Here is a 26,649-nt window from a genome sequence, read left to right on the forward strand (position 1 = left end):
CTGACCGCCCAGGAGACTTCCGACGCATGAGCACCACCCCACGTATGAGCACTCACCTTCTTTCGCGCCGCCTGATCGCGCGCGCATTCGCCGCCATCGCCCTCGTCGGCGGCGGCGCCGCACTGAGCGCCATCGGCACGCTCGCGCCCGTGACGCCGGCGCAGGCCGCGCCCGCCTGGACGCTCGACCGCCTGATGGCCACGCTGGCGCAGCACAAGACCGGCCGCGCGGCCTTCACCGAAACGCGCTGGCTCGCGATCGCCTCGGAGCCCGTCGAATCGTCGGGTGAACTGGCGTTCGCCGCGCCCGATCATCTGGAAAAGAACACGCTGAGCCCGAAGCCCGAGCATCTCGTCGTCGACGGCGACATGCTCACGGTCGATCGCAACAACCGCAAATACACGCTCGCGCTCGCGCATTATCCGGAAGTGGGCGCGTTCATCGAGAGCATCCGCGCGACGCTCACGGGCAATCGCTACGCGCTCGAACAGACCTACAAGGTCGCGCTCGCCGGTCACGGCGAAGACTGGACGCTCACGCTCACGCCGCTCGATTCGCGCATGCGCAAGGTCGTCGACACGATCACGCTAGAAGGTTCGCGCGGCGAGCTGCGCAGCGTGGCGATCCAGCAGGCGGGCGGCGATCATTCGCTGATGAAGCTGCGTCCGCTCGCGGCGACGGCGGCTTCGTCGACCTCGTCGGCCACGGCGGCAAAGGGTTCGGCGTCCACGTCGGGCTGAGCGCCCGGCATCGCCCTGTCCACACGAACAACACCAACAAGACATAAGGGACGCGCCGATGGACCACCACACCCGCCCCGACTCCGAGACCGCCCCCGCGCCAGGTTCCGCCCGCAGTGCCGGATTCGTGCAGCCCGCCGTCCTGCTGTGGCTGCTGTTTCTGCTCGGCTGCGCCGTGGCCATCGCGCGCGCGCAGTTCAACACCGACCTCTCCGCGTTCCTGCCGCGCGCGCCGAGCGCGGGTCAGCGCGTGCTGATCGAGCAACTGCGCGACGGACTGGTTTCTCGGCTGATTCTCGTCGGCATCGAAGGCGGCGATGCGTCGTCGCGCGCGCGGCTTTCACGCGCGATGGGCACGACGCTGCGCGCCGATCCGCAATTCGCGGCGGTCCATAACGGCGAGGCCGTCAACGACGCGCGCGACCAGCAGTTCGTCTACGCGCATCGCTACGCGCTGAGTCCGGCGGTCACGCCGCAGCGCTTCAGCGTGGCGGGCCTGCACGACGCGCTCGGCGAGAGTCTCGATCTGCTCAGCTCGTCGGCGGGACTCGTGGCGAAAGACCTGCTGCCGCACGATCCGACCGGCGAAGTGGCCGCGCTCGTCGATCAGCTCGACAGCGCCGCGCAGCCCGCGACGCGCGACGGCGTATGGGCCTCGCGCGACGGCACGCGCGCCGTGCTGGTCGCGCAGACCGCCGCCTCGGGCTCGGACACCGACGCCCAGGCGCGCGCGATCGAGGCCGTGCAGCGCGCCTTCGACGCCGCCGCGCGCACGCTGCCGGACGGCGCTCACGCCGACGCGTATCGCCTGCTGATGACCGGCCCCGGCGTGTTCTCGGTGCAGACGCGCGACGCGATTCGCCATGACGTCGAGCGCATTTCGGCGCTGAGCCTCGTGCTGATCGTCGCGCTGCTGCTCACGCTCTATCGCTCGCCGCGCACGCTCGTGCTCGGCCTGCTGCCGGTGCTTTCGGGCGTGGCGGCGGGCATCGCGGCCGTGAGTCTCGCGTTCGGCACCGTGCAGGGCATCACGCTCGGCTTCGGCACCACGCTGATCGGCGAGGCGGTCGATTATTCGATCTATCTGTTCGTGCAGTCTTCGGCATCTTCGTCGGCATCGGCATCGACGCAGGCGCAGCGCGCCGCCGCCCTGCGCGCGTGGATCGCGAACTGGTGGCCGACGATCCGCCTCGGCGTGCTGACTTCCGTGTGCGGTTTCGCGTCGATGCTGTTCTCGGGCTTTCCGGGCCTCGTGCAACTGGGCGCATACTCGATCGCCGGGCTCGTGACGGCCGCGCTCGTCACGCGCTACGTGCTGCCGCATCTGCAAGGCGGCGCGCATGCGATCCGCGATGTCTCGCGCCTCGGCGCGGCGCTCGCGCGCGCCGCCGCTTACGCGCCGCGTCTGCGCTGGCCGCTCGCCGCGCTCGCCCTCGCGGCGGTCGCGCTGGTCGCGCTGCATCGCGATTCGCTGTGGAGCCGCGAACTCTCCGCGCTGAGCCCCGTGCCCGCCGCGAGCCTCGCGCTCGACACGCGCCTGCGCGCCGACCTCGGCGCGCCCGACGTGCGCTATCTCGTCGAGATTCCCGCCGCCAGCGCGCAAGCCGCGCTCGAAGGCGCGGAACGCGTCGGCGCGCAGTTGCAGCCGCTCGTCGCGCGCGGCACGCTCGCGGGCTTCGAAAGTCCCGCGCGCTATCTGCCGAGCGACGCCGCGCAGCGCGCGCGCCTCGCGAGCCTGCCCGACGCCGCGACGCTGAGCGCGCGTCTACGCGAAGCGGTCGCGAACCAGAGCATCCGCGTGAAACCCGAGGCGTTCGCGCCGTTCATCGCCGACGCGCAGGCCGCGCGCGTTGCGCCGCTCATCACGCGTGCGGACCTGAACGGCACCTCGATGGCGCTGGCCGTCGATGCGCTGCTCACGCAACGCGACGGCCACTGGAACGCGATGCTCGCGCTGCGCGCGCCCGCGCACGCGAACGCAGCGAGCGCCGCCAACACGTCGAGCCTCGACGCCGACGCGATCCGCGCCGCCGTCGCGCAGGCGGGCGTGCCGGGCGCGCTGTTCGTCGACCTCAAAACGGAAGCCGACCGCCTCTACGTGAACTACGTGCACGAAGACATCCGGCTCTCGCTCGCGGGCTTCGTGGCGATCTGCGTGCTGCTCGCGCTCGCGCTGCGTTCGCTGCGTCTGGCCGCGCGCGCGCTCGCGCCGCTCGTCGCCGCCGTGCTGGTGGTCATCGCGGGCTTCGCGCTCGCGGGCGTGCCGATGACGATCCTGCACCTCGTCGGCATGCTGCTGATCGTGGCGGTGGGCTCGAACTATGCGCTGTTTTTCTGCAAGCGCGGCGCGACGCGGCATGGGCAATCCGCTGACGAATCGGCGACCATCGCACCGCACACGCTGGTCTCGCTGCTGGTGGCGAATCTCGCGACCGTCGCCGGGTTCGGGCTGCTCGCGCTCTCGCATGTGCCGCTGCTCGAAACCTTCGGCTTGACCGTCGGTCCCGGCGCGATGCTCGCGCTCGCGTTCGCGGCGATCCTCGCGCCGCGCAGCGGGACCACGTCCGCCGCGCAGGAAGTGGAAGCCGGCGCACACGCCGACACGCAATCCCATCGACAAGGAAACCCAGCATGAACGGGCCCACGCCACCGGGAGCGGACCGCACACATGCGCAGCCGAATCCGCGCCACGCCGACGCCGCGCGCCGCTGGGCGCCGTCGCCGTTCATCGCGGGCGCGGCGGCGCTGCATGCGGGCGCGGCCGCCGCGCTGATCGCGCAACCCGCGACGTGGCCATGGGCCGTCGGCAGCGTCGCGGCCTCGCATCTCGCGCTGACAGCGGCGGGCCTCTGGCCCAGGAGCGCGCTGCTCGGCCCGAACTGGACGCGCCTGCCCGCAGCGTCTGCCGCCTCCGTCACGTCCGTGCCCGGCGCCGACCGCCGCCTCGCCCTCACCATCGACGACGGCCCCGATCCGGAGATCACGCCGCGCGTGCTCGATCTGCTCGACGAATACGGCGCGCACGCGACCTTCTTCTGCATCGGCGAGCGCGCGCGCCAGCATCCGAAGTGGATCGAGGCGATCGTCGCGCGCGGCCACGCCGTGGAGAACCACAGCCAGCGCCATCGGCATACGTTTTCGGTCAGCGGACCCGGCGCGCTGCGGCGCGAAATCGAAACCGCGCAGCGCACGCTGACGGACATCAGCGGCACGCGTCCGCGCTTTTTCCGCGCGCCCGCCGGCTTGCGCAATCCGTTTCTCGAACCGGTGCTCTGTGCGCTCGGCCTGCAACTGGCGAGCTGGACGCGGCGCGGTTTCGACACGCGCGAGCGCGATCCGCAGATCGTGACGCGGCGTCTGCTGACCGGTCTCGCGCCGCGCGACATCCTGCTGCTGCACGACGCCAACAGCGCGCGCGACGCGCTCGGCCAGCCGGTCGTGCTCGCGGTGCTGCCGCAGGTGCTGCGCGCCGCCGCCGAGGCGCACTATCACTGGATCACCCTGCGCGCGGCGCTCGACGCCGCGCCCGTCACGCCAGTCGGACACGGCGGCAACGCCGCCCCGTTTGGTAAAATTCGCCCCTAAATGGCGCGCGCGCCGGCCCCAGGACCGAACTCCGTGAATCCCCTTCTCGTCTCGCACTTCACCGCCACCAGCTGCCTCGGCCGCGGGCTCGACGCCATGCTCGACGCGCTGCGCGAGCGGCGCAGCGGCCTCGCGCCGTGCGACTTCGAACGCGCGGATCTCGACACATGGATCGGCGCGGTCCAGGACGTCGACGCCGTCGACATCCGCGCGGATCTCGCCGCCTACGCGTGCCGCAATCATCGCCTCGCGCAACTCGGTCTCGAACAGGACGGTTTCGCCGAACGCGTGCACGCCGCCGTCGCGCGTTACGGCGCGGACCGCGTCGGCGTGTTCGTCGGCACCAGCACGAGCGGCATCCTCGAAACCGAAAACGCCTATCGCGAGCGCGACCGCGAGACCGGCCTGCTGCATCCCGGCTTCGACTACGCGCGCACCCACAATCCCTACGCGCTGGCCGCGTTCGTGCGCGACTATTTCGGCGCGCGCGGGCCGGCCACGGCGATCTCGTCGGCGTGCTCGTCGAGCGCGAAAGTGTTCGGCTCGGCGCGGCGCATGATCGAAGCGGGCCTGATCGACGCGGCGGTCGTGGGCGGCGTCGATTCGCTGTGCCTCACCACGCTGTACGGCTTCAACTCGCTCGAACTGCTCTCGCGCCAGCCGTGCCGCCCGTTCGACGTGGCGCGCGACGGCATTTCGATCGGCGAAGCGGCCGCGTTCGCGCTGCTCGAACGCCTGCCCGCGCAAGCCGATGCTCTGCCGGGCGACGCGATCCTGCTGCTCGGCATCGGCGAATCGAGCGACGCGCATCACATGTCGTCGCCGCATCCGGAGGGACTGGGCGCACGCGCCGCGCTCGAACAGGCGCTCGCGAGCGCGGGCCTCGCGCCGGACGAGATCGACTACATCAATCTGCACGGCACGGCCACGCCGAGCAACGACGCCTCCGAAAGCCGCGCCGTGGGCGCGCTGTTCGGCGCGACGCCGTGCAGCTCGACCAAGGGCGCGACCGGCCACACGCTCGGCGCGGCGGGCGCGCTCGAAGCGATCGCGGCGGCGCTCGCGCTGCGCCACGGCTTCGTGCCCGCGGGCGTCAACACGCAGGTCGTCGATCACGCGCTCGGACTCGATTACGCGCTGACCAATCGCGACGCCGACGTGCGCGCCGCGCTCAGCAATTCGTTCGGCTTCGGCGGCACGAATTGCAGCCTCTTGCTGGGGCGCGCGGATTTCGCGTTGAGCCGCAAAAACGGCGCTGCAAAGAACGAGGTGCAATCGTGAAACTGCATGCGTGGATCGAAGGGATCGGCGTGATCGGGCCGGGCCTCGCCAACTGGACGCAAGCCGCCGACGTGCTCGCGCAACGCGCGCCGTACGAAGCCGCGCGCACCGTGCTGCCCGCGCCCGCGAGCCTGCCGAGCGCCGAGCGGCGCCGCACCGGCCCGGTCGTGCGCGCGGCGCTCGCCGTGGGCCACGAAGCGGTCGACGCCAGCGGGCGCGACGCCGCCACGCTCGCGTCCGTGTTCGCGGCCTCGGGCGGCGACGGCGTGAATTGCCACGCGATCTGCGAAACGCTCTCCACCGACGACCGCCAGCTTTCGCCGACGCGCTTTCACAACTCGGTGCACAACGCGGCGGCGGGTTACTGGAGCATCGCGTCGCACGCGCGCGCGACGGCAAACGTGCTGTGCGCGCACGACGCGAGCTTCGGCGCGGGCCTGCTCGAAGCGCTCGCCCAGGTGGCCGTCGACCGCGTGCCGACGCTGCTGGTCGCCTACGACTGCGAATATCCCGAGCCGCTGCGCACGGTGCGCCCGATCGCCGATGCGTTCGGCGTGGCGCTGGTGCTCGCGCCCGTCGGCGATGCCGCGCAGGGAGATGTCGATATCCATGTCGACGGCGCGGCGCGTCCGCGCGCGCTGGCCTGCATCGAAGCGAAGCTCACCGATGCGCCCGCCACGCAACTCGACGCGCCCGAATTCGAAACGCTGCGCGCCAACAACCCGGCCGCGCGCGTGCTGCCGTTGCTGCACGCGCTCGCGACGCGGCAGGCGGCGAGCGTGGTGATCGACTATCTGCCGGAAACGCGCGTGCGGCTCGATGTGTCGTGGCCGGATGCCGACGTTGATGCCGCGTCGGGCGTCGCTTCAGGCGCACCGCGCGAGGCCGCGCCATGACGCCCGACGCGCCGACGCTCGCCGCGCCGCTCGACCGCGCCTGGATCGCCGCGCACATTCCGCACAGCGGCGCGATGTGCCTGCTCGACAGCGTCGAAGCCTGGGACGACGCGCAGATCCGCTGCCTCGCGACCAGCCATCTCGACGCGCACAATCCGCTGCGCGCGAACGGCCGGCTCGCCTCGGTCTGCGGCGTCGAATACGCGGCGCAGGCGATGGCCGTGCACGGCGCGCTCGGCAGTCTCGCCGATATCGGCGCGACGGCGCAGCGTCCGCGCGCGGGCTTTCTCGCGAGCGTGCGCGGCGTCGAGGCGCAGGTCGCGCGGCTCGATACGCTGGACGCGCCGCTCATCGTCGAGGCCGAGCGCATCGGCGGCGACGGCACCACGATTCTTTACCGCTTCACGCTGCGCTGCGACGCCCGCGTGCTGCTGACGGGACGCGCGGCGGTCATGCTCGACGCGTCCGCGGCGGGGACGCTGCGACGTCCCGCCATCGATAACTGCTGAAGGGAGAACCACAATGAAAACCCATCGAATCCTGCTGGCCGCGCTGGCGTTCGGCCTGGCCAGTTCGGCCGCGTTCGCCGACGTGCACGAAGTGAAGGAAGACATCAAGCACGACACGAAGTCGGCGGCGAAAGCGACCGGCCACGCGGCGCGCGACTTCGGCCACGCGACGGCGAGCGCGGCGAAGACCGTCGGCCACGGCATCGCGCACGGCACGCGCGAAGGCTGGGACGCCACCAAGCACGCGACGCACGAAGGCTGGGACGCCACCAAGCGCACCACGAAACGCGTGTTCCATAAGGACGATGCGCCGGGCAAGGACGACGCTTAAAGTCTTCGCATCCCCTTCCGGCGCGTACACGACGGCGTGTTCATTCGACACGCCGTCGGTTTCACCCCGGGCGCGTGCGTCTCGTGCGCCGCCATGACTGCGCGACGGCATCACGCGACCTCGATCGCCTCGCCCGATGCCCGCCAAACCGGGCTCGCACGCCGCTTTCCCTCCTCCGAACGGCCAATTTGCCCGCTTTTTGTCCGGTAAGCGCCCGCGACAAGGCAAAATACGGGTTTCGAGCCCGCACGGGCTCATGTTTTTTCCCGCCGGCCGCTCCGCACACGGGGCCCGAACACGGCGAAGCCGCGCGAGAGACGCAGCGGCGCCCGGCCCGGCCGGACGCTCGCCCGCGCGTGCGAGACCACTGGAGTAGTTGATGACCGAAGCCAAGATTTCCTTCGCTGGCCGCCTTTCGCTGGCCATCGGATCGTTTTTCGCCATTCTCGGCGACGCCGACCTCGCGGCCGGCGTGCGCCGTCTGCGTAACGGCGAGGCCGCCGCGCCCGCGCCGCAAGCGCCCGTGCCTGCCGCCGCACCCGTGGCCGCGCCTGCACCCGTCGCTGCGCCCGCTCCCGCGCCGGTCGCCGCCATCGAGGAAGCCAGCCCGCAATCGGCGCTGCAACTGCTCGGCCTGCTGCAGCGTAATGCGCGCTTCGTCGACTTCGTCGAGGAAGACATCGCCGGCTACAACGACGCCGACATCGGCGCGGCCGCGCGTCTCGTCCACGAAGGCTGCCGCGCCACGCTGCGCGAGCACTTCACGATCCGCCCGGTGCGCAGCGAGGCCGAAGGCAGCCGCGTGACCATCGCGGAAGGCTTCGACGCCACCGCCATCCGCCTGACCGGCAACGTGGTCGGCTCCGCGCCGTTCAACGGCACCGTCAGCCATCGCGGCTGGCGCGTCGAAGACGTCAAACTGCCCAAGCTCGTGAAGTCGCACGACGCGAAGGTCATCGCACCGGCCGAGGTGGAACTGTGAGCGATCCGCGTTTTTCGATCGGCGTCGATCTGGGCACGACGCACTGCGCCCTCTCCTACGTCGACCTCGCCGCCAGTGACGGCGAAAAGACCGTGCAGGGCGTACTGCCCGTCACGCAACTCACCGCGCCGGGCGCGATCGAGTCGCCCGAGCTGCTGCCCTCGTTTCTCTATCTGCCGAACGCGGGCGAACTTACGCCCGGCGACCTGACGCTGCCGTGGACCGCCTCGCGCGAGTACGCCGTCGGCGAAATGGCGCGCAGCCGTGGTGCGGGCACGCCCATCCGTCTCGTGTCGAGCGCGAAGAGCTGGCTCTGCCATCCGGGCGTGGACCGCCGCGCGGCGATCCTGCCGAACGACGCGCCGCCCGAAGTCGCGCGCGTCTCGCCGCTCGAAAGCTCGATCCGCTATCTCACGCATCTGCGCGAGGCGTGGGATCACGCGCATCCGGATGCGCCGTTCGCGCAGCAGGACGTCACCGTCACGATTCCGGCCTCGTTCGATCCGGCCGCGCGCGAGCTGACAGCCGAAGCCGCGCAGGCCGCCGGCTACACCAGCATGACGCTGCTCGAAGAACCGCAGGCCGCGCTCTATAGCTGGATCCAGAAGAGCGGCGGCGCGTGGCGCAAGGACGTGAAGGTCGGCGACATCATCCTCGTCGTGGACGTGGGCGGCGGCACCACCGACCTCTCGCTGATCGCCGTGGTCGAGCGCGAAGGCAATCTCGAACTGCTGCGCGTGGCCGTGGGCGAACACATCCTGCTCGGCGGCGACAACATGGACCTCGCGCTCGCGCACGTGGTCGCGCGCAAGCTCGCCCAGCAAGGCACGCAGGCCGATCCGTGGCAGTTGCGCGCGCTCACCTACGCCTGCCGTTCGGCCAAGGAGCAACTGCTCTCCGACGCCGGCCTCGAAGCGGTGCCGCTGGTGGTGCCGAGCCGCGGCTCGAAGCTGATCGGCGGCTCGATCCGCACCGAACTCACGCGCGCTGAACTCACGGCCACGATCCTCGAAGGCTTCTTCCCGCGCGTGGACGCCGCGGCGCGTCCGGTCGTGCGCACCCGTGCCGGCCTGACGCAACTCGGCCTGCCCTACGCGCAGGACGCGGGCGTCACGCGCCATCTCGCGGCCTTCCTCGGCCGCCAGGTCGCGGCGCTCGCGGAAGTCGAAGGCTTCGGCGCGCCCGCCGAGGGCACGAGCTTCCTGCATCCCACCGCCGTGCTGTTCAACGGCGGCGTGTTCAAGTCGTCGCTGCTCGCCGGACGTGTGCTCGAGATCATCAACGGCTGGCTGTCGGCGGAAGGCGCGGCCCCCGCGCGTCTGCTCGGCGGCGCGGACCTCGATCTCGCGGTCGCGCGCGGCGCGGCCTATTACGGCTATGTGAAGCGCGGCAAGGGCGTGCGCATTCGCGGCGGCACGGCGCGCGCGTACTACGTGGCGATCGAGTCGGCCATGCCCGCGGTGCCGGGCCTCGAACCGCCGATTTCGGCGCTCTGCGTCGCGCCCTTCGGCATGGAAGAAGGCAGCGACGCCGCCTTGCCGCCGCAGGAATTCGGCCTCGTCGTGGGCGAGCCGGTGCAATTCCGCTTCTTCGGCTCGTCGGTGCGCCGTCAGGATCAGGTCGGCACGATGCTCGACTTCTGGTCGCCCGAGGAACTACAGGAACTCGAATCAATTCAGGCCACGCTGCCCAGCGCGGGCCGTACCGTGGGCGAAGTCGTCGCGGTCCGGCTGCATGCGCGCGTGACCGAAGCGGGCACGCTCGAACTCGAAGCCGTGCCGTCGGGTAGCGACGAGCGCTGGAAAGTCGAGTTCGACGTGCGCGGCGGCGCGGGCGAAGGCGCGGGCCAGGGCGCGAGCTTCTGAGCGCACGCTTGAAGTCCGATCCGCCTGAGAACGCGATGAAGCAATACGTCGTCGGCATCGACCTGGGAACGAGCAACACGGTCGTGGCCTGGGCCGAAGCCGGCGCGAGCGGGGCCGCTGCGGGCAACATCGGCGTGTTCGAAATCGAGCAACTGACGGGGCTCGGCGAAGTGAGCGCGCAGCCGTTGCTGCCTTCGGCGCGCTATCACCCCGCGCCCGGCGAACTCGCTGCCGACGCGCTGCGTTTGCCGTGGCCCGACGCCACGGCTTCGTCTGCCGCTTCGTCCGCCGCCTCCACGGCCGACACGCCCGCGCCCGTCATCGGCAAGCTCGCGCGCACGCTCGGCGCGCAGGTGCCGGGGCGGCTCGTGGCCAGCGCGAAAAGCTGGCTCTCGCACGCCTCGGTCGACCGGCTCGCGCCGATCCTGCCCTGGGGCGCGCCCGACGAGGTCGCGAAGGTCTCGCCCGTCGACGCGAGCGCCAGTTATCTCGCGCACGTCCGCGCAGCCTGGCATCACCGTTTTCCGCACGCGCCGCTCGAACATCAGGACGTGGTGCTCACCGTACCCGCCTCGTTCGACGACGGCGCGCGCGCGCTCACGCTCGAAGCCGCGCGGCGCGCGCAACTGCCCACGCTGCGCCTGCTCGAAGAACCGCAGGCCGCGTTCTACGACTGGCTGTTCCATCATCGCGACGCGCTGCAAGCCGAACTCGCGCAGACGCGTCTCGTGCTCGTCTGCGACGTGGGCGGCGGCACGACCGACCTCACGCTCATCAAGGTCCATTTCGAGGACGGCGAGCCGCAGTTGACGCGCATCGGCGTGGGCAACCATCTGATGCTGGGCGGCGACAACATGGACCTCGCGCTCGCCCACCTGGCCGAAAGCCGGCTCGCGACGCAGGACGCGCGGCTCTCGGCCGCCAGCCTGTCGCAGCTCGTCGAGCGCTGCCGCGTCGCCAAGGAGCAACTGCTCGGCGACGCCGCGCCCGAGTCGGTCGGCATCACGCTGCTCGGTGCGGGCGCGCGGCTGATCGGCGGCGCGCGTTCGACGCAACTGGGCCGCGACGAGGCCGAGCGCATCGTCGTCGACGGGTTCTTTCCGGCGGTCGGCCCGCGCGATCTGCCGCGCCGCTCGCGTGCGGCGATCGTCGAATTCGGTCTGCCCTATGCGGCCGATGCGGGCATCACGCGTCACATCGCGTCCTTCCTGCAACGCTTCGCCGCGCAGTCGCGCGAGGCGCTCGGTGTGTCCGCCCATCATGCCGATGCCGTTTCGAACGGTGAATCCGCCGCCCCGCCGATGCCCGACACGCTGCTGCTCAACGGCGGCGTGTTCCGCGCGCCCGCGCTGTCGGCGCGTCTGCGCGAGACGCTGGGCAACTGGCGGCAAGCGCCGCTCACCGTGCTGCAAAACGATCAGCCCGACGTGGCCGTCGCGCGCGGCGCGGTCGCGTTCGCATTGGCGCGCGCGGGTCACGCGCCGCGTATCGGCGGCGGCTCGCCGCGCAGCTATTTTCTGGTGCTCGACGAGGGCGGCGACGCGCGGCGCGGCATCTGCCTGCTGCCGCGCGGCACCGAGGAAGGCCACGAAGTGCAGCTCGACGAGCGCGTGTTCGCGCTGCGTCTGGGCCATCCCGTGCAGTTCCATCTGGTCTCGACGGTCGCGGAAACGGCGTGGCAGCCGGGCGAGATCGTCGATCTCGATCAGGACGCCGCCGACTTCGTGCGTCTGCCTCCGCTCGCGACCGTGGTCGCGCGCGAGCGCGGCGCGAACAAGGCGCGCAACGAGCGCGACGAAAGGCCCGTGCGGCTCACGGCGCAACTGACCGAAGTCGGCACGCTTGAAGTGCGCTGTATCGCGACCGAGGACGCGTCGCAGCGCTGGCTGCTCGAATTCCAGTTGCGCCGCGACGAAGCCGCTCACGCCGCGAACACCGGCGACGACGTCCGCCATGCTTCGCTCGATCACGCCATCGAACTGATCGAGCGCGTGTTCGGCGCGAAGTCGTCGAAGGTCGATCCGAAGGAAGTGAAGCGGCTGCGCGCGCAGCTCGAACACACGCTCGGAGCGCGCCAGAACTGGGACAGCCCGCTGCTGCGCGAACTGTTCGGCGCGCTCTGGGAACGCGCCGCGCGCCGCCGCCGCTCGCCCGACCACGAGCGCCTGTGGCTCAATCTCGCCGGTTATTGCGTGCGGCCCGGGTTCGGCTATCCGCTCGACGAATGGCGCGTCGGACAACTGTGGACGCTGTTCGACGACGGCATCCAGCACATCAACGACAGCCAGGTCTGGTCCGAATGGTGGACGCTCTGGCGGCGCGCGGCCGGCGGTCTCGACGAGGCCGCGCAGGAGCAGGTGCTCGAAGCGATGCGCTGGCTCGAAGACGCGGCCAGTTCGAAGCAGCACAAGCTGCCGTTCGATCCCGCGCGCCTCGGCAACGCCGATATGACGCGGCTTTACGCGTCGCTCGAACGGATCGGCGCGGATCGCAAGATCGAGATTGGCGAGCGGCTGCTGGCGCGGCTGCAGAAGCCTGCGGAGAATCATCAGAGCTGGTGGGCCGTCGGGCGTATCGGCGCGCGGCTGCCCTTCTATGGCAGCGCGCACGGCGTCGTGCCGCCCGAGGTCGCCACGCGCTGGCTCGACGCGATCCTCGCGCTCGACTGGAAGAAGGTCGAACCGGCAATGTTCGCCGCCACGCAAATCGCGCGTATGACCGGCGACCGCTCGCGCGATCTCGATCCTGGCGTGCGCGACACGGTGCTGCGTCGGCTCGAACACGGCAATGCGCCGCCCGCGTGGATCGAGATGGTGCGCGAAGTCGTCACGCTCGATAACGCCGATACGGGCCGCGTGTTCGGCGAAGCGCTGCCCGCGGGGTTGAAGTTGATGGGCGCGTAGCGTTCGCGCGCAGGGATCGGCATACGCGCCGTCATCGAGAAAGCAAAAACGCGCTCCGGCCTGAAACCGGAGCGCGTTTTTTACGCGTGACGCAGTGACGGAACTCAGTTGCCCGCACGCACCTCGACAGTCTGCACAGCCGCTTGCGGCATGACGCTTTCCTGCGGCAGCGCCCATTCGAGCCAGCGCGCGCGATGCGCCACCACCAGCATGAAGGCCAGCGCCGCGATCGCGCCGAACGTCGCAAAACCCATCTGATAGCTGCCCGTGCTTTCCTTCGCAATGCCCATGATGACCGGCAGATAGAAGCCGCCGATGCCGCCCGCGGCGCCCACGATACCCGACATCAGACCCGTGCGGCCGGTCCAGCGGCGCGGCACGAGCTGGAAGGTCGCGCCGTTGCCGAGACCGAAGCAGACATACGTGAACAGCAGCAGCGCGATGCCCGCGGCGAACGGCGGCATCCACGCGGCGAATGCGAAGTCGCACAGCGAGATCGCGGCGAGCAGCAGCACGAGCGCGCGCACGCCGGAGATGCGATCGGCGATCAGGCCGCCGAGCGGACGCACCATCGCGCCCGTCAGCGCCAGCAGCGACATGATCACGCCCGCTTCGAGCTTCGGCACCTGATAGAGCGAGATCAGCAGCGTCGTCACATACGAGGACATGCCGACGAAACCGCCGAACGTGATGCTGTACACGAGCATCACGACCCACGTATCGCCTTCCGCGAGCACGCCGCGATAGTGACGCGGCAGCACCGCGATCGCGAGCAGCGCGCCGAGCACCGGCAGCAGCAGCACGCCGGTCTTGCCCGCGCCGAACACGCCGTCGTGCACGGCCAGCACCAGCGCGATCAGACCGGCGAGCGTGATGAAGAACGCGCGCATCGCTTTCGGCGCGCTGCCCGATTTCGGGCCGAGATCGCGCGCCCAGAAGCACACGGCGAGCGCCGCGAGCGCCAGCAACGGCAGCGCCGCGCCCGTCGCGCGCGCCCAGCCGAAGCTGTTGGCGAGACCGGGGAACAGGAAGCCGTCGAGCACCGCGCCGATGTTGCCGGCCGCCGCGAGACCGAGCACGAGACCCTGCACCTTCGGCGGATAGTTGCTGCCCGCCATCGGCAGCGCCACCGCGAAACTCGCGCCGCCCACGCCGAGCAGCACGCCCAGCACCAGCAGCAGCGTGTACGACGGCGTGCCCGGCATCAGCAGCAGCACGAGCGCCGGAATCGCCGACAGCGCAATGCCCATCAGCGCGACCTTGCGGCCGTCGCAGGCCTGATAGAGATTGCCGAGCGTGACGCGCAGGATCGCCGCGCCGAGCACCGGCACCGCGACCAGCAGGCCGAGTTCGCCCGGCGTCATCTTGATGTCCTTCTGGATGAACGGCGCGAGCGGCCCCAACATCACCCACACCGTGAAGCCGGTGTCGAAGTACAGAAAACACGCGACCAGCGCGCGCCAGTTACCGCTCTTCAGCGAGTTCAGCAGGTCTTTCACGAGGCTCTCCCCAGGTAAAAACGGTCAGCACGCCAGCGGCGCGTGAATCCGATGATTTCGTACTCCGATGTTCTGTCCGGCGCCGCTGCGCGCCGGGCTGCCCGCACGCGTATCGAGCCCGCCGCGCGCGCCGACCACGCCCTGAATCAGCCGGTCCATTTCGCCGATCACATTGGCCAGCTCGGCGGTGATCACGGCGAATTCGCGTCCGTACTGGCCCGCGCGCGCCGCCGCCACGCGTGCATTGAGCGCGACGATGTTGGCGCGCATCGAAATAGTGGCGAGCTGGTCGGCGACTTCGGCTTCGCGGCGCTGCGTCTGGGCCTCGACGCCGCGCATCGCGTCCTGATACGCGAGCGTGAGCGTCTGCAGCAGATCGAGCAGCGGCGTGGCTTCCGCGGTGAGTTTCGCGAGCGCGTCGATGGCGTGGATGCCAGTCGTGGCGTTCGCAACGTTCGTGGCGTTCGTGCTGGTCGCACCGCCGCGCTTGTCGATACCGCCGCGTTCGAGCTGCGCGATCGCGTCGCCTGCGAGCTTCATGAACGCGCGAATGCGCTCGTCGGCGCGGCGCGAGCCGAAGTAAAGCTGACGCAGCGCGTCCGAGAATACGCCCGGAAAATGGCCGTCGCCTTCGACGAGTTGCGCGTGCGCGTCGGCGAACGAGGCAAGGCAGCCGCGCGCGACGCCGAGCGCTTCCTGCCCTTGCGCGCCGTCCTGCGTCGCGAGCAGCACGTACAGCACGATGCGCTGCGAGAGCATGCGCTGACGCCCCGAGAGGTTGATCAGCTCGCCCACCACTTCTCCGGATACCGCTTCGCTGGTTTCGTGCTTCATCGTCAGGAGTACAGAATGGATAACAAGCGTGATTGACGAGCGATGCGGCTCGAACAGTCACCAGGCGCGAGCACCAATAAAAAAGCGTCCCGAAGCGTTGCCTTCACGCGCGTGGCCTGAGCCGAGCCGCGTGTCGGGTTATCGCTTCGGGACGCCGTTGCCCCGCCTGCCGGATTCACCCCCGCTCATGCGGGAGTCACGTCAATTCATTGGAGCCATCGTTGGCCCCGAGCCTATTTAGCAATACGTATGCCAACTGCGTGCCCGACCGCATGATGCGCGCGAAAACGCCGATGGCGTAAGGCTTTGGCAAGAGACCCCGTTTCAGGCGGGGAAACCATGCGCGGGCCGCGTGCATGACGCAGCGCCGCATTCGTGTGCCTGCGATGAATGCTGCTGGTGCACCGCCACGACGCGGCGCACCATCGGCGGGCGCGCGGCCGCGCGCTCAGAACCGGTGCCGGATGCCCACGCCCACGACCGTCTGCTGATCGCTGCTCGACGCCGACTGGCCGCTCACGTCCGCGCCCAGGCCCGAGCCGTCGGCGGCAATATGCTGCCAGCTCACCTGCGTATACAGATCGGTGCGCTTCGAGAGGTAGTAATCGGCTTCCACCGACACTTCATGCCAGCGCGGATGATGCTGGCCGCTCGCGCTCGACATCGTCGCCTGCGTATACGTGTACTCGCCGCCCAGGCTGAACGAGGGCGTGAAGTGATAGACCGCGTTCAGCTCGTAGTTCGAGAAGTTCGCGCCCTCGCCGTTCGCCGCGATGCCGAGGCTGTTCGCGCCGTTGATCGTATCGAGTCCGCCGAGTTGCGTGCGCGTCCACACGAAACCCACGCGCGCGTTGCCCGCGAGCCAGTTCACGCCCGCGCCGTAAATGCGCTGCTGCGCGGCGATGAAGGTGCGCTCGGTCAGCGTGATCGCGCCATTCGTGTTGCTGCTGCCGCCGTTGTTCGCCTGGAGATAGCCTGCCGCGAACAGCAGCGAACCCGTGTCGTACGACGCGCCGAGGCTGTAGACGCGGTTGTCGTCGAAGCCGCCCGCTTCGTTCGAGAAACCGTAGAGCGCGCCGAACTTCACGCCGCCGTAGTTCGCGCTCGCGTACTTGACGGCATTGTTCACGCGGAACGAGTTGTTGAGGTTGTCGTTGTCGTACGGGTGCGCGCTCAGGTTGTTGCCGCCGGGGTGCTGGCCCGTGAAGCTCAGCGGCGCGAGGTAATCGACTACCGAGTCGTACTGGCGGCCGAGTGTCAGCGCGCCGTAGCGCGCGTTTTCGAGCCCGACGTACGACTGGAAGCCGAACATGCGGCCGCCCTGGCGCAGCGTGCCGTTCATCACCGAGAAGCCGCTTTCGAGCTGGAAGATCGCGGCCGTGCCGCCGCCCAGATCCTCGCGCCCCTTGAAGCCCCAGTGGCTGCCGGTCACGTTGCCGCTGCCCGCCGCCACGACGTTGTGCCCGCCCGAGTTGCTGTTGAACGAAAGACCGGCGTCGATGATGCCGTACAGCGTCACGCTGTCCTGCGCATGCGCCGCGCAGGTCCATGCCGCCGCGCACGCGGCGACCAGGAATGTCTTTTTCATAATGCCCTGTTGTATGTCGTGTTGGTTCGAGTTGTCGTTCGCGGCGTGGCCGCGTGCCTGTCCGATGCGCGCGCGTGCGCGCGATGGCGCGGCGTCGCGAAACGACGCGCCATCGGCACAGCGGAACAAACGGATGGAGGGTGGGCTGGCTGGGCCGCGCGGCACGCTTAACGCGTGTGGCGACTGGCGATGCCCTGGCGATCGGCGATGCCGTCGATCAGCACTTGATGAAGACCGCGCGAGCAAGGCTCGATGCGTGCGCGGACTCCGAAAACCTGCGCAAGACTGGCGGGCGTGACGACTTCGGCGCTCGGGCCGAAGTGCGCGATGTGCCCGTCGTGCAGCAGCATCGCGCGATCACAGGCGCGCAACGCCGCGTTGATGTCGTGTAGAACGACTACGGTGGCGATGCCGCGCTCGCGCGTGACGTCGCGCAGTACCGCCATCACCTGATACTGGTGATTGAGATCGAGCGCCGAGAGCGGCTCGTCGAGCAGCAGCACCTGCGGCTCGCGCACCAGCGCCTGCGCAATGCCGACGAGCTGGCGCTGGCCGCCCGAGAGTTCGTCGAGCGAGCGGTTCGCGAGCGTCGCGATGTCGAGCCGTTCGAGCGTCGCGTGCGCCGTCGCGAGATCGCGCTGCGCGGCGGTTCCGGTGCGCTCGCGCAAGGCCGGATCGCGGCCCGCGCGCGCGGCCACCAGCACCGACTCCAGCACCTGCAGCCGCACGCCCGCCGGCAAGGCCTGCGGCAGATAGACCACGCTGTGCGAACGCGCGCTCGCCGCCGTGAGCGCGAGCGGCGCGCCATCGAGCGTGAGCGAACCCGCCGCCGGTTTCGCAAGGCCCGCGAGCGTGCGCAGCAGCGTGGACTTGCCGCTGCCATTCGGCCCGAGCAGCGCCGTGATCTCGCCGCGCGGCAGCGGCCCGGCGCTCAGGCCGCGCAGCACGTCGCGGCGGCCATACCGCACGCTCAGGTCGTGAATCGCGAGACCGTTCATGCCGAGCCTCCCTGCGAGCGCACCACGATGCCGAGGAACAGCGGAATGCCCACCAGCGCCGTGACGATGCCGACCGGAATCAGCACGCCCGGAATCAGCAGCTTCGAGGCGATCGACGCCATCGACAGCATCAGCGCGCCGAGCAACAGGCTGCCCGGCAGATAGAAGCGATGGTCCTCGCCGAACAGCGCGCGCGCGACGTGCGGCGCGATCAGCCCGACAAAACCGATGGTGCCGACGAACGACACCGCGAGCGCCGAGAGCACCGCCACGCGCAGCAGCGTGCCCAGACGCAGCCGCTTCACATCGATGCCGAAGCTCGCCGCGCGGTCTTCGCCGAGACGCAGCGCGGTCAGCGCCCACGCGTTTTTCATCGAGAGCGGCAAGGCGATCGCGAGCGCCGCCGCGAGCACGCCGATCTTCGGCCAGTCCGCGCGCGCGAGCGAGCCGAGCGTCCAGAACACGAGACCCTGGAGCGCGTCGGCGGACGCGATGAACTGCATCAGCTCGACGAGCGCATGAAACGAGAACACCAGTGCGATGCCCATCAGCACCACGCCCGCCGTGCTCATGCCGCGCCAGCGCGCGACCAGATCGAGCACGAGCGCCGAGGCGAACGCGAACACGAACGCATTGGCGGAGACGATCCACGTCTGCGCCACGCCCGGAATCGCGAGATCGAGCACGATGGCCAGCGACGCGCCGAACGCCGCCGCCGCCGACACGCCCAGCGTGTACGGACTCGCGAGCGGATTGTTGAGGATGGTCTGCATCTCCGCGCCCGAGAGGCCGAGCGCCGCGCCGACCGCGAGCGCCATCACCGCGTAAGGCAAGCGGATCTGCCAGACGATCACGGCGTTGGCCGGATCGGCGGACGCGCGTTCGAACAGCGTGCGCAGCAGCGTCGCGAGCGGCAGGCCCGACGGCCCGGAACTGAGATCGACGAGCAGCGACGCCGCGATCAGCAGCGCGACCGCCACCAGCAGGAGCGCGCGCCGGCGCGTGAGCCGCGTGTAGGCGCGCAACTGCCGCGCGGCCTCCTCGCCTTGCGCAGCGCGCCTCGCTTCGGCATCAGCATCGGCGTCGGCTTCGGGGTGCGCGCGCCAGCCCGAACCGGCCGGCAGGCGCGCGTCGCTCATCGCGCGGCCTCGTTCTGCGCGCCGGCCTGGGTTTGCAGCGGCGCATCGACCCAATCGGTGCCGCTCACCGGCACGGCCAGGAAGCGTCGATACAACTCCTCCTGCGTCGTCTTCACGTCGAGCGATTTGAACTGCTGCGGATAGAACCACTTCGCGAACGCCTCGATCGCCAGAATGTTGTACGGCGAGTCGTAGTAGTTGTGCGAGATGCCGTGCACGCGGCCATCGTGAATCGCCTTGATGGTGTCGAAGCCCGGACGCGCCACCAGTTGCGCGAGGCTCGCCTGCGCATCGTGCTCGCTCGTTTCCGCGCCCACGCGCAGCGACGCGAGGCCCGGCTTGGTGCGGCTGCCGGTGGCGATATAGACATCGGGCTTCGAGGCGATCACCTGCTCCATGCTGATGTCGCCGAGCACGCCCGGCAGCAGATCCGCCGCGATATTGCGGCCGCCCGCGGCCTGCACGAACTCGCCGAAATTGCCCTTGCCCGCCGTGTGGCAGCAGCCCGCGTCCCACACGCCCGCGAGCATGTCGACGAACACCTTCGGACGCTGGTTCTCCGGAATCTTGTCGACGACGTTCTCGACCGCCGCGAGATGCTGCCGGTAGAACGCGATATACGCATCGGCCTGCTGCTCGCGGTGCAGCACCTGGCCGAGCAGCTTGATGCTCGGCAGCGTGTTCTGCATCGGGTGCACGCGGAAGTCGATGAACACCACCGTCGTGCCGGTCGCTTCCAGTTGCTTCACGAGCGCGTTGTAGCGGCTCGGGCCGTGACCGGCGACGCTGAAAATCGCCACGTCGGGCTTGAGCGCGAGCGCCTTTTCGTCGCTGATGCTGTCCTCGGTCGCCTTGCCGATCAGCGCAATCGTGCGGATCTGCGGGAACTTGCGCGCGTAGGCGTCGAAGGTCTGCGGGTCCATCGCGGGCAGATCGCCCTGCCAGCCGACGATGCGCGCGAGCGGCTGCTGGCCTTCGAGCAGCGCGAGCGCCGACAGCAGACGGCTTTCGCCGAGCAGGATGCGGTGCGGATTGGCGGGAATCTTCACCGTGCGGCCGGCGAGGTCGGTGACGGTCTGCGCGGCGGGCGCGGCCGCGGCATTGACCGTGGCGGCCGCGCTCGACGTGGCGGGTGCAGCAGGCGTGGCGGCCCACACCTGCGAGGCGCTCAGGCACAGCCCCATCGCCAGCGTGGCCGCGGCGGCGGCCGTGCGTGCAAGGCGGGCGAAAGGTTCGGCGTGCGACGCAATCGCGGCGCGGGAAACGGGCGTGATATAGTTCATAAATGAGAACGATTGCTATTTGCAGGCCACACTTTAGCGGCGCGATGTAATGGCAATGTGTTGAGAAGCGGCGCTTTTGTAATGGAATGTGTTGGCGCCGCCCGCAGCGGAAAAAGAACAGCGATGGACCACATACTCGTCGTCGACGACGACCCCAATATCCGCACGCTCCTGCGCGACTATCTGCGCGACATGGGCTACGAAGCGAGCGCGGCCACCAATGGCGCGCAGATGAAGCAGACGCTGCGCCAGCAAAAGATCGACCTGATCGTGCTCGACCTCATGCTCGACGGCGAGGACGGCCTCGATCTCACGCGCGAATTGCGCCGCGAAAACGCGGTGCCGATCATCATGCTGTCGGCGCGCGGCGGCCTGCTCGACCGCATTCTCGGCCTCGAAATGGGCGCCGACGACTATCTGCCCAAGCCCTTCGATCCGCGCGAACTGGTCGCGAAGATCAAGGTCGTGCTGCGCCGTGCGCGCGTCGTGCCGGGTTCGGGTTCGCCCCACGCGGCGCATGCGCACCCTGCGCCGCACGCCCAGCACGGACGCCACGGCGACGCCAGCGCGTTCGTGAGTTTCGCGGGCTGGCGTCTGGACACACGCATGAAGCAGATGCTCTCGCCCGACGGCGTGGTGGTCTCGCTTGGCGGCTCCGATTACCGCACGCTGCGCACGCTGCTCGATCATCCGAACCGGCCGCTGTCGCGAGAATTTCTGCTCGAACAGGTGTTCGACAAGGACCACACGCCGCTCGACCGTTCGATCGACGTGTGCGTGAGCCGTCTGCGCCATCACCTCAAGGATTCGGCGCGCAATGCCGCGCTGATCCGCACGGTGCGCAACGAGGGCTACATGCTGGTCGCCGATGTGAGCCACGAAGCGTGACGACGCCGGACGCCCCGACGTGTGGCTTGCAACGGGGTCTGCAACGCGGATGGCAGCGCGTGAAGCGCGCCTTCTGGCCCGACACGCTGTTCGGCCGTCTCGTGCTGATCCTCGCGGCGGGCATGTTCGCGGGCCAGTTGCTCACCAGCACGATCTGGTTCGACACGCACGACAACCGCACGCTCGAAATCCCCGCGCGCCTGTTCGCGAGCCGCCTCGCCGATACCGTGCGCCTGCTCGAACGCGCGCCCGACGCCGCCGCGCGCGCGAGCGTGCTGAGCGCACTCGGCGACGACCGCTACCAGTTGCATTGGGTGCAGGGCACGCCGCCCGCCGCGCCGCCCGCGCCCTCGCTCACGTTGCGCGCGACGGGCGGGCTGATCGAAGGCGTGATCCGCAAACGCCTCGGCACGCTCATCGAAGTGCGTCTGCTCGATGCGCATCTGCGCGACGACGACGGCCGTCATCGCGGCATCCTCAGCCTGTTCGACTCGCGCATGCCGACGGGCGATTTCCACGTACTCCTGAATATTCCGCAGCAAGGCTGGCTCGAGATTCAATCGAAGGAAGGCCAGGCCGGCATGCATTCGGAACGCGGCGAACTCGTGTTCGATTATTTGCTGCGGATTTATCTGCTGCGCTTCGCGGCGGTCTGCGCGATTGCGTTCGTCGGCGTGCGTTTCGCGCTCGCGCCGTTGCGTCAACTCACGCGTGCGGCGCAGGCGCTCGGCCGCAACATCCATCGGGCACCGCTGCCCGAAACCGGGCCGCAGGAAGTGCGCAGCGCGGCGCATTCATTCAACGCGATGCAGCAGCAATTGATCGACAGCTTCGCGCAGCGCGCGCGCTTTCTCGCGGCGGTTTCGCACGATCTGCGCTCGCCGCTCACGCGCTTGCGGCTGCGCGCGGAAATGCTGCCCGATCCCGCGTGGCGCGAGCGGCTGCGCGGCGACCTCGATGAAATGGAAGCGATGGTGCGCGCGACGCTCGACGTCGTGCAAGGCGTGGAAGTCACGGAGGCGCATCAGAAAATCGATCTCGACTCGATGCTCGAAGGCCTCGCCGCCGACGCGCGCGAGGCCGGTCAGGCCGTCAGCGTGACCGGCGCGACGCGTGCGCCCGTGCGCGGCTTTGCGCGCAATCTCAAGCGCGGTCTGCAAAATCTCGTGGACAACGCGATCCGCTACGGCGGCGCGGCGCACATCGCGGTGCGCGACGATGGCGACAGCGTGCACGTGACCGTGAGCGACAACGGCCCCGGTATCGCCGACGACGCGTTGCGCGAACGCGTGTTCGAGCCGTATTTCCGCATTGCCTCGCTGCGGCGCGATGACGGCGGCGAAGGCGAAGCGCAGGCAGGCGGCACGGGCCTCGGACTCACCATCGCGCGCAGCGTGGCCGCCGCGCACGGCGGCACCCTCACGCTCGTAAATCGCATCGAACAGGGCCGCATCGCCGGTCTGGACGCCGAACTCGTGCTGCCGCGCGACGACTGATCCACACGCTCAGGAAGCCGCGCCCGCGCCATCGACATGCGCGGCAAAACCCGTGCGCCCGGGCGCGATCTCGTCGCGCAAGGTCAACGCGGGAATCTCGTAAGCCCCCGCATTCTGCTGACGAAATGCGATGGGCGCCGTCTCCCACAAATGGTCGAGCCGCTCGCCGAGCGCCGCACGCGTCTGCGCAAAACGCGCGTCGTCCATGCGGCTCGTGCGATAGACCACGAACGGCGGCAGCACGTCGAAACCGGGGTAATACAGCACGCCGTGCTGGATCGGAAACAGTATGTCGTCGATCGGCCCGTTGATGCCGCGCGGACCGTAATGCGACTCCCAGCCGCCCGTGGTCACGATCAGCATCGCGCGCTTGCCGGCCAGCGTGCCTTCGCCGTAACGGCTGCCCCAGCGCTGATCCGAATGCTCGCCCACGCCGTACGCGAAACCGTAGGCATACACGCGCTCCACCCAGCCCTTCAGGATCGCAGGCATCGTGAACCACCAGAGCGGAAATTGCAGGATCACGGCGTCGGCCCAGCGCAGTTTTTCCTGCTCGGCGGCGATATCCGCGGGTTGCGTGCCGCCTTCGAATGCGTGGCGCGAATCGGCGGACGGACGAAACGGCTCGGCGAGATCGCGCGCGGGCGCGTCGTCGGCGTCGAGCGTGGCTTTCCAGTTCATCGCGTAGAGATCCGAGACCTGCACCGTATGGCCCGCGCGTTCGAGACGCTCGACGGTGAAGTTCTTGAGCGAACCGTTCAGCGAGCGCGGTTCGGGATGGGCATAGACCAGCAGCACGTTCATGACGACACTCCGTTTGGGTAAGTGAGGTCGAGCTTAGTGGCCGCTCTGCTATAGTGGAAATGAATATCGGCAATGGCAGGTATTACCGTGAATAATCTCCGTCGTCTCGATCTGAATCTGCTGGTCACGCTCGACGTGCTGCTCGACGAACTCAACGTCACGCGTGCGGCCGAACGGCTCGCCTTTTCGCAGCCCGCCGTGAGCGTGCAACTGGCGCGTCTGCGCGACCTGCTCGGCGACCCGCTGCTGCTGCCCGGCCCGCGCGGCATGCGGCCGACGGCGCGCGCCGAGTCCTTGCGCGAACCGCTGCATGAAGCGCTCGACGCGCTGGAGCGTGCGGTCGCGCCCGAAGGCCCGTTCGATCCGTCGGCGGCGCAACACACCTGGCGCGTGTCCGCCACCGACTACGGCGAATCGACCATCGTGCTGCCCGCGCTCAACGCGCTGCGCGCGACCGCGCCGCATACGCGCCTCGCCGTGATCGAACTGCCGCCCGCGAATCTCGCCAGGGCCGCCGAACAGGGCGAGATCGATCTCGCGATGCATATCGTCAGCGGCGCGCCCGACACGCTGCGCCAGAAACTGCTGTTCAAGGAGCGTTACGTGCTGGCCGGGCGCGCCGGACATCCGCGCCTGAAGCGCCGTCCGAACGCGAAGCAGTTCTGCGAACTCGAACACGTAATCGTTTCGCCGGACGGCGGCGGCTTTCGCGGCGTCACCGACGAAGCGCTCGCGCAAGCGGGACTCGCGCGCCGCGTGGTGCTCTCGGTGCCGCATTTTCTGTTCGTGATCGCCGCGATCTCGCAGACCGATCTGGTCGCGATGCTGCCGTGGCGGCTCGTGCGCGGCAATCCGGCGCTGCGGCTTGTCGAAGCGCCCGTCGAGGTGCCCGGTTATGAGATGTGCATGCTGTGGCACGAGCGCGTGCATCGCGATCCGGCGCATCGCTGGCTGCGCGAGCAGATCGCCGCCGCGATGTGAGCGCTTGCGCGATTGATTAAACGCAACGCGCCGTCACGGCGCGAAACATCGCGCGGCGCGCTCGTGTAACCCATTGCGCAAAGCGCGCGCGGCATCGCCCGGATCGCCGCCGACATCGCGCAAAATAAGTCACTCAATATCAACGGCTTACGCATTCGCGTGCATCACGCACGCTCGAAGCGCGCACACGCCGCCAACGCCCCACTATCAGATAACTCCGATTCTTGCGGCGCATCCCTCCGGATTGACAAGCCCTGGCGCGGTTTCAATAATCGCCCCCGGCTCGCCAGAGCAGGCTAATTCTCGAATTTTCACGCGGCAGCGCGCGTTAATCGCCTCGCGTCATCGAACGACAAGCGGACGACCGGCACGTCAATGTCAAAGAACAGTTAATCAGGATCACGAATGAGCTACCGTACCCGACTTTTACTCCGCGCCGCTGCGTTCGCCGCGATCACCACGTTCAGCGTCGCGCAAAGCGGCGGCGTGTTCGCCGTCACGATTCCGGCTGGCACCGCGCTCGCGCAGAAGCAGGAGATCACGCGGCAACTGCTCGCCGAAATCGAGTCGCTCGATCCCGCACGCATCGAATCGGTTGGCGCGAATCTCGTGGGCATCGACGTGTATGAAGGGCTCACGCGCATCGACGCGGCGGGCAACGTGGTGCCGGGCGTGGCCGAATCGTGGACGCATCCCACGCCCGATACGTGGATCTTCAAGCTGCGCCGCGAGGCGAAATGGAGCGACGGCCATCCGGTGACCGCCGCCGATTTCGTCTACGCATGGCAGCGCATGGCCGATCCGAAGACGGCCTCGGTCTATACCGTCGCGATCGAATTCCTCCAGAACGCGAAGGCCGTCATCGCGGGCAAGTCGCCCGCGACGAGTCTGGGCGCGCGCGCGATCGACGCGACCACGCTCGAAGTCAAGACCGAAGCGCCCGCGCCCTTCTTCCCCGAACTGACGGCCAGTGCGAGCATGGCGCCCATCGACCGCGCGACCGTCGCGAAGTATGGCGCGAGCTGGACGCGTCCCGGCAATCTCGTCAGCAACGGTCCGTACGTGCTCGCCGACTGGCAGCCGAACAACCGCATCGTGCTGATGAAGAATCCGCAGTACTGGAACGCCGCGCGCGTCGCCATTTCGAAGGTCACGTATCTGCCGATCGAGAGCGACGAAACCGCCATGCGCATGTTCCAGTCCGGCCAGATCGACATGACGTATCAACTGCCGTCCGGCCAGTACGCGCAGATCCAGAAGCAGTTCGGTCCCGATCTGCGCGCCGGCACGCAGATCGGCACGTACTACTACGCGCTCAACAACACCGATCCCGCGCTGCGCGACGCGCGTGTGCGTCAGGCGCTGTCGATGGTGCTCGACCGCGACCTGCTCACCGCGAAGATCACGCAGAACGGCGAGCGTCCCGCCTATGGCCTGATCGTGAACGGCACGAAAGGCGCGCATCCGTATGCGCCCGACTGGGCCGCGTGGCCGATGGCGAAACGCGTGGAAGCCGCGCGCGGTCTGCTGAAAGCGGCCGGTTATTCCGATGCGAAGCCGCTGAGTTTCAAGCTGATCTACAACACCAACGAGATGCACAAGAAGGTCGCGCTGTTCGCAACGAGCGAGTGGCGCACGAAGCTCGGCGTGAACGCGACGATCGAGAACCTCGAATTCAAGGTGCTGCTCAAGCAACGTCACGACGCGGCATATCAGATCGCGCGCGACGGCTGGTATGTCGACTACAACGACGCGATGTCGTACTTCGGCTTGATTCAATGCGGCAGCCCGCAGAACGATCAGCGTTACTGCAATCAGAAAGTGGATGCCGACGTCGCACAGGCGAATCGCCAGACCGACGAGACGAAACGCGAAGCGATGCTCACCGAGGCGTTCAATCGCGCGATGGCCGACACGCCGCTGCTGCCGCTGTTTCAGTACGCGAGCGCGCGTCTCGTGAAGTCCTATGTCGCGGGCTATTCGCTGACGAACTACATCGACCAGCGCGCCACGCAGGACATGTACATCCTCAAGCACTGATCCGCGC

General features: G+C 69.0%; 21 protein-coding genes. 14 read left to right on the forward strand and 7 right to left on the reverse strand.

Annotated features, from left to right (window positions below):
• Positions 1–26 precede the first annotated feature (26 nt).
• From BMY06_RS21610 to BMY06_RS21655, 10 genes are all read left to right on the forward strand, one after another.
• Positions 27–740, forward strand: a complete 714-nt coding sequence (locus BMY06_RS21610) for an outer membrane lipoprotein carrier protein LolA (protein ID WP_074985100.1) — start codon at positions 27–29, stop codon at positions 738–740.
• Between the two features lie 58 nt (positions 741–798).
• Positions 799–3,375 carry an MMPL family transporter gene (locus tag BMY06_RS21615; RefSeq protein WP_074985103.1) on the forward strand — a complete coding sequence of 859 codons (2,577 nt, stop codon included), beginning with the start codon at positions 799–801 and terminating at the stop codon, positions 3,373–3,375.
• A complete protein-coding gene (locus tag BMY06_RS21620; RefSeq protein WP_080180459.1) occupies positions 3,372–4,325 on the forward strand; it encodes a polysaccharide deacetylase family protein in 954 nt (317 codons plus the stop codon). The genes BMY06_RS21615 and BMY06_RS21620 overlap by 4 nt, the downstream gene beginning before the upstream one ends.
• Before the next feature lie 33 nt (positions 4,326–4,358).
• Positions 4,359–5,606 (forward strand): beta-ketoacyl-[acyl-carrier-protein] synthase family protein, encoded by a 1,248-nt coding sequence (locus tag BMY06_RS21625; RefSeq protein WP_074985187.1) that lies wholly within the window; start codon positions 4,359–4,361, stop codon positions 5,604–5,606.
• The gene (locus tag BMY06_RS21630) at positions 5,603–6,502 is read left to right on the forward strand and encodes a beta-ketoacyl synthase chain length factor (RefSeq protein WP_080180458.1); all 900 of its coding nucleotides are present in this window, start codon (positions 5,603–5,605) and stop codon (positions 6,500–6,502) included. Before BMY06_RS21625 ends, BMY06_RS21630 begins: the two co-directional genes overlap by 4 nt.
• On the forward strand, positions 6,499–7,011 hold the full coding sequence (locus BMY06_RS21635) for a hotdog family protein (RefSeq protein WP_074985105.1): 513 nt from the start codon (positions 6,499–6,501) through the stop codon (positions 7,009–7,011). Before BMY06_RS21630 ends, BMY06_RS21635 begins: the two co-directional genes overlap by 4 nt.
• Positions 7,012–7,024: 13 nt before the next feature.
• Positions 7,025–7,342, forward strand: coding sequence for a hypothetical protein (locus BMY06_RS21640; protein ID WP_065059029.1), 318 nt, complete (start codon positions 7,025–7,027; stop codon positions 7,340–7,342).
• A 379-nt stretch (positions 7,343–7,721) separates the two neighbouring features.
• Entirely contained in the window at positions 7,722–8,324 is a 603-nt protein-coding gene (locus BMY06_RS21645) for a DUF2760 domain-containing protein (protein ID WP_065059028.1), read from the forward strand.
• Positions 8,321–10,189 (forward strand): Hsp70 family protein, encoded by a 1,869-nt coding sequence (locus tag BMY06_RS21650; protein WP_065059027.1) that lies wholly within the window; start codon positions 8,321–8,323, stop codon positions 10,187–10,189. The genes BMY06_RS21645 and BMY06_RS21650 overlap by 4 nt, the downstream gene beginning before the upstream one ends.
• Before the next feature lie 35 nt (positions 10,190–10,224).
• The gene (locus BMY06_RS21655) at positions 10,225–13,092 is read left to right on the forward strand and encodes an Hsp70 family protein (protein WP_074985190.1); all 2,868 of its coding nucleotides are present in this window, start codon (positions 10,225–10,227) and stop codon (positions 13,090–13,092) included.
• A 104-nt stretch (positions 13,093–13,196) separates the two neighbouring features.
• Here the strand turns inward: BMY06_RS21655 and BMY06_RS21660 are convergent, their stop codons facing one another.
• The 6 genes from BMY06_RS21660 to BMY06_RS21685 form a co-directional block, all read right to left on the reverse strand.
• A complete protein-coding gene (locus BMY06_RS21660) occupies positions 13,197–14,591 on the reverse strand; it encodes an MFS transporter (RefSeq protein WP_074985107.1) in 1,395 nt (464 codons plus the stop codon).
• 24 nt (positions 14,592–14,615) lie between these two features.
• The gene (locus tag BMY06_RS21665) at positions 14,616–15,425 is read right to left on the reverse strand and encodes a type IV pili methyl-accepting chemotaxis transducer N-terminal domain-containing protein (RefSeq protein WP_065059024.1); all 810 of its coding nucleotides are present in this window, start codon (positions 15,423–15,425) and stop codon (positions 14,616–14,618) included.
• A 448-nt stretch (positions 15,426–15,873) separates the two neighbouring features.
• Positions 15,874–17,013: a porin gene (locus tag BMY06_RS21670; protein WP_074985192.1), complete on the reverse strand. Its 1,140-nt coding sequence runs from the start codon at positions 17,011–17,013 to the stop codon at positions 15,874–15,876.
• A 167-nt stretch (positions 17,014–17,180) separates the two neighbouring features.
• Positions 17,181–18,011, reverse strand: coding sequence for an ABC transporter ATP-binding protein (locus BMY06_RS21675; protein WP_074985109.1), 831 nt, complete (start codon positions 18,009–18,011; stop codon positions 17,181–17,183).
• Positions 18,008–19,150, reverse strand: coding sequence for a FecCD family ABC transporter permease (locus BMY06_RS21680; RefSeq protein WP_080180456.1), 1,143 nt, complete (start codon positions 19,148–19,150; stop codon positions 18,008–18,010). The genes BMY06_RS21675 and BMY06_RS21680 overlap by 4 nt, the downstream gene beginning before the upstream one ends.
• Entirely contained in the window at positions 19,147–20,334 is a 1,188-nt protein-coding gene (locus BMY06_RS21685) for an ABC transporter substrate-binding protein (RefSeq protein WP_390968429.1), read from the reverse strand. Before BMY06_RS21685 ends, BMY06_RS21680 begins: the two co-directional genes overlap by 4 nt.
• A 222-nt stretch (positions 20,335–20,556) precedes the next feature.
• On the opposite strand from BMY06_RS21685, the gene BMY06_RS21690 reads away from it, so the two are divergent.
• Positions 20,557–21,321, forward strand: a complete 765-nt coding sequence (locus BMY06_RS21690; protein ID WP_074985113.1) for a response regulator — start codon at positions 20,557–20,559, stop codon at positions 21,319–21,321.
• Positions 21,322–21,380: 59 nt separating this feature from the next.
• Entirely contained in the window at positions 21,381–22,817 is a 1,437-nt protein-coding gene (locus BMY06_RS21695) for an ATP-binding protein (protein WP_244144325.1), read from the forward strand.
• Between the two features lie 9 nt (positions 22,818–22,826).
• Here BMY06_RS21695 and BMY06_RS21700 read toward each other — a convergent pair whose 3' ends face one another.
• Positions 22,827–23,621: an NAD(P)H-dependent oxidoreductase gene (locus tag BMY06_RS21700; protein ID WP_074985115.1), complete on the reverse strand. Its 795-nt coding sequence runs from the start codon at positions 23,619–23,621 to the stop codon at positions 22,827–22,829.
• Positions 23,622–23,693: 72 nt separating this feature from the next.
• Between BMY06_RS21700 and BMY06_RS21705 the strand changes: the two genes are divergently transcribed.
• Both BMY06_RS21705 and BMY06_RS21710 read left to right on the forward strand, forming a co-directional pair.
• A complete protein-coding gene (locus tag BMY06_RS21705) occupies positions 23,694–24,602 on the forward strand; it encodes a LysR family transcriptional regulator (RefSeq protein ID WP_074985117.1) in 909 nt (302 codons plus the stop codon).
• A 405-nt stretch (positions 24,603–25,007) separates the two neighbouring features.
• Positions 25,008–26,642 (forward strand): peptide ABC transporter substrate-binding protein, encoded by a 1,635-nt coding sequence (locus BMY06_RS21710; protein ID WP_074985119.1) that lies wholly within the window; start codon positions 25,008–25,010, stop codon positions 26,640–26,642.
• Positions 26,643–26,649 lie beyond the last annotated feature (7 nt).

This window comes from Paraburkholderia tropica, from assembly GCF_900109265.1.
In the GTDB taxonomy this organism is placed as follows: Bacteria; Pseudomonadota; Gammaproteobacteria; order Burkholderiales; family Burkholderiaceae; genus Paraburkholderia; species Paraburkholderia tropica.

Coding starts and splice junctions, on each gene's coding strand:
- BMY06_RS21610 (WP_074985100.1), top strand. CDS start 27: ATGAGCACCACCCCACGTATGAGCACTCACCTTCTTTCGCGCCGCCTG.
- BMY06_RS21615 (WP_074985103.1), top strand. CDS start 799: ATGGACCACCACACCCGCCCCGACTCCGAGACCGCCCCCGCGCCAGGT.
- BMY06_RS21620 (WP_080180459.1), top strand. CDS start 3,372: ATGAACGGGCCCACGCCACCGGGAGCGGACCGCACACATGCGCAGCCG.
- BMY06_RS21635 (WP_074985105.1), top strand. CDS start 6,499: ATGACGCCCGACGCGCCGACGCTCGCCGCGCCGCTCGACCGCGCCTGG.
- BMY06_RS21640 (WP_065059029.1), top strand. CDS start 7,025: ATGAAAACCCATCGAATCCTGCTGGCCGCGCTGGCGTTCGGCCTGGCC.
- BMY06_RS21645 (WP_065059028.1), top strand. CDS start 7,722: ATGACCGAAGCCAAGATTTCCTTCGCTGGCCGCCTTTCGCTGGCCATC.
- BMY06_RS21655 (WP_074985190.1), top strand. CDS start 10,225: ATGAAGCAATACGTCGTCGGCATCGACCTGGGAACGAGCAACACGGTC.
- BMY06_RS21665 (WP_065059024.1), bottom strand. CDS start 15,425: ATGAAGCACGAAACCAGCGAAGCGGTATCCGGAGAAGTGGTGGGCGAG.
- BMY06_RS21670 (WP_074985192.1), bottom strand. CDS start 17,013: ATGAAAAAGACATTCCTGGTCGCCGCGTGCGCGGCGGCATGGACCTGC.
- BMY06_RS21675 (WP_074985109.1), bottom strand. CDS start 18,011: ATGAACGGTCTCGCGATTCACGACCTGAGCGTGCGGTATGGCCGCCGC.
- BMY06_RS21680 (WP_080180456.1), bottom strand. CDS start 19,150: ATGAGCGACGCGCGCCTGCCGGCCGGTTCGGGCTGGCGCGCGCACCCC.
- BMY06_RS21685 (WP_390968429.1), bottom strand. CDS start 20,334: ATGGGGCTGTGCCTGAGCGCCTCGCAGGTGTGGGCCGCCACGCCTGCT.
- BMY06_RS21690 (WP_074985113.1), top strand. CDS start 20,557: ATGGACCACATACTCGTCGTCGACGACGACCCCAATATCCGCACGCTC.
- BMY06_RS21700 (WP_074985115.1), bottom strand. CDS start 23,621: ATGAACGTGCTGCTGGTCTATGCCCATCCCGAACCGCGCTCGCTGAAC.
- BMY06_RS21705 (WP_074985117.1), top strand. CDS start 23,694: ATGGCAGGTATTACCGTGAATAATCTCCGTCGTCTCGATCTGAATCTG.
- BMY06_RS21710 (WP_074985119.1), top strand. CDS start 25,008: ATGAGCTACCGTACCCGACTTTTACTCCGCGCCGCTGCGTTCGCCGCG.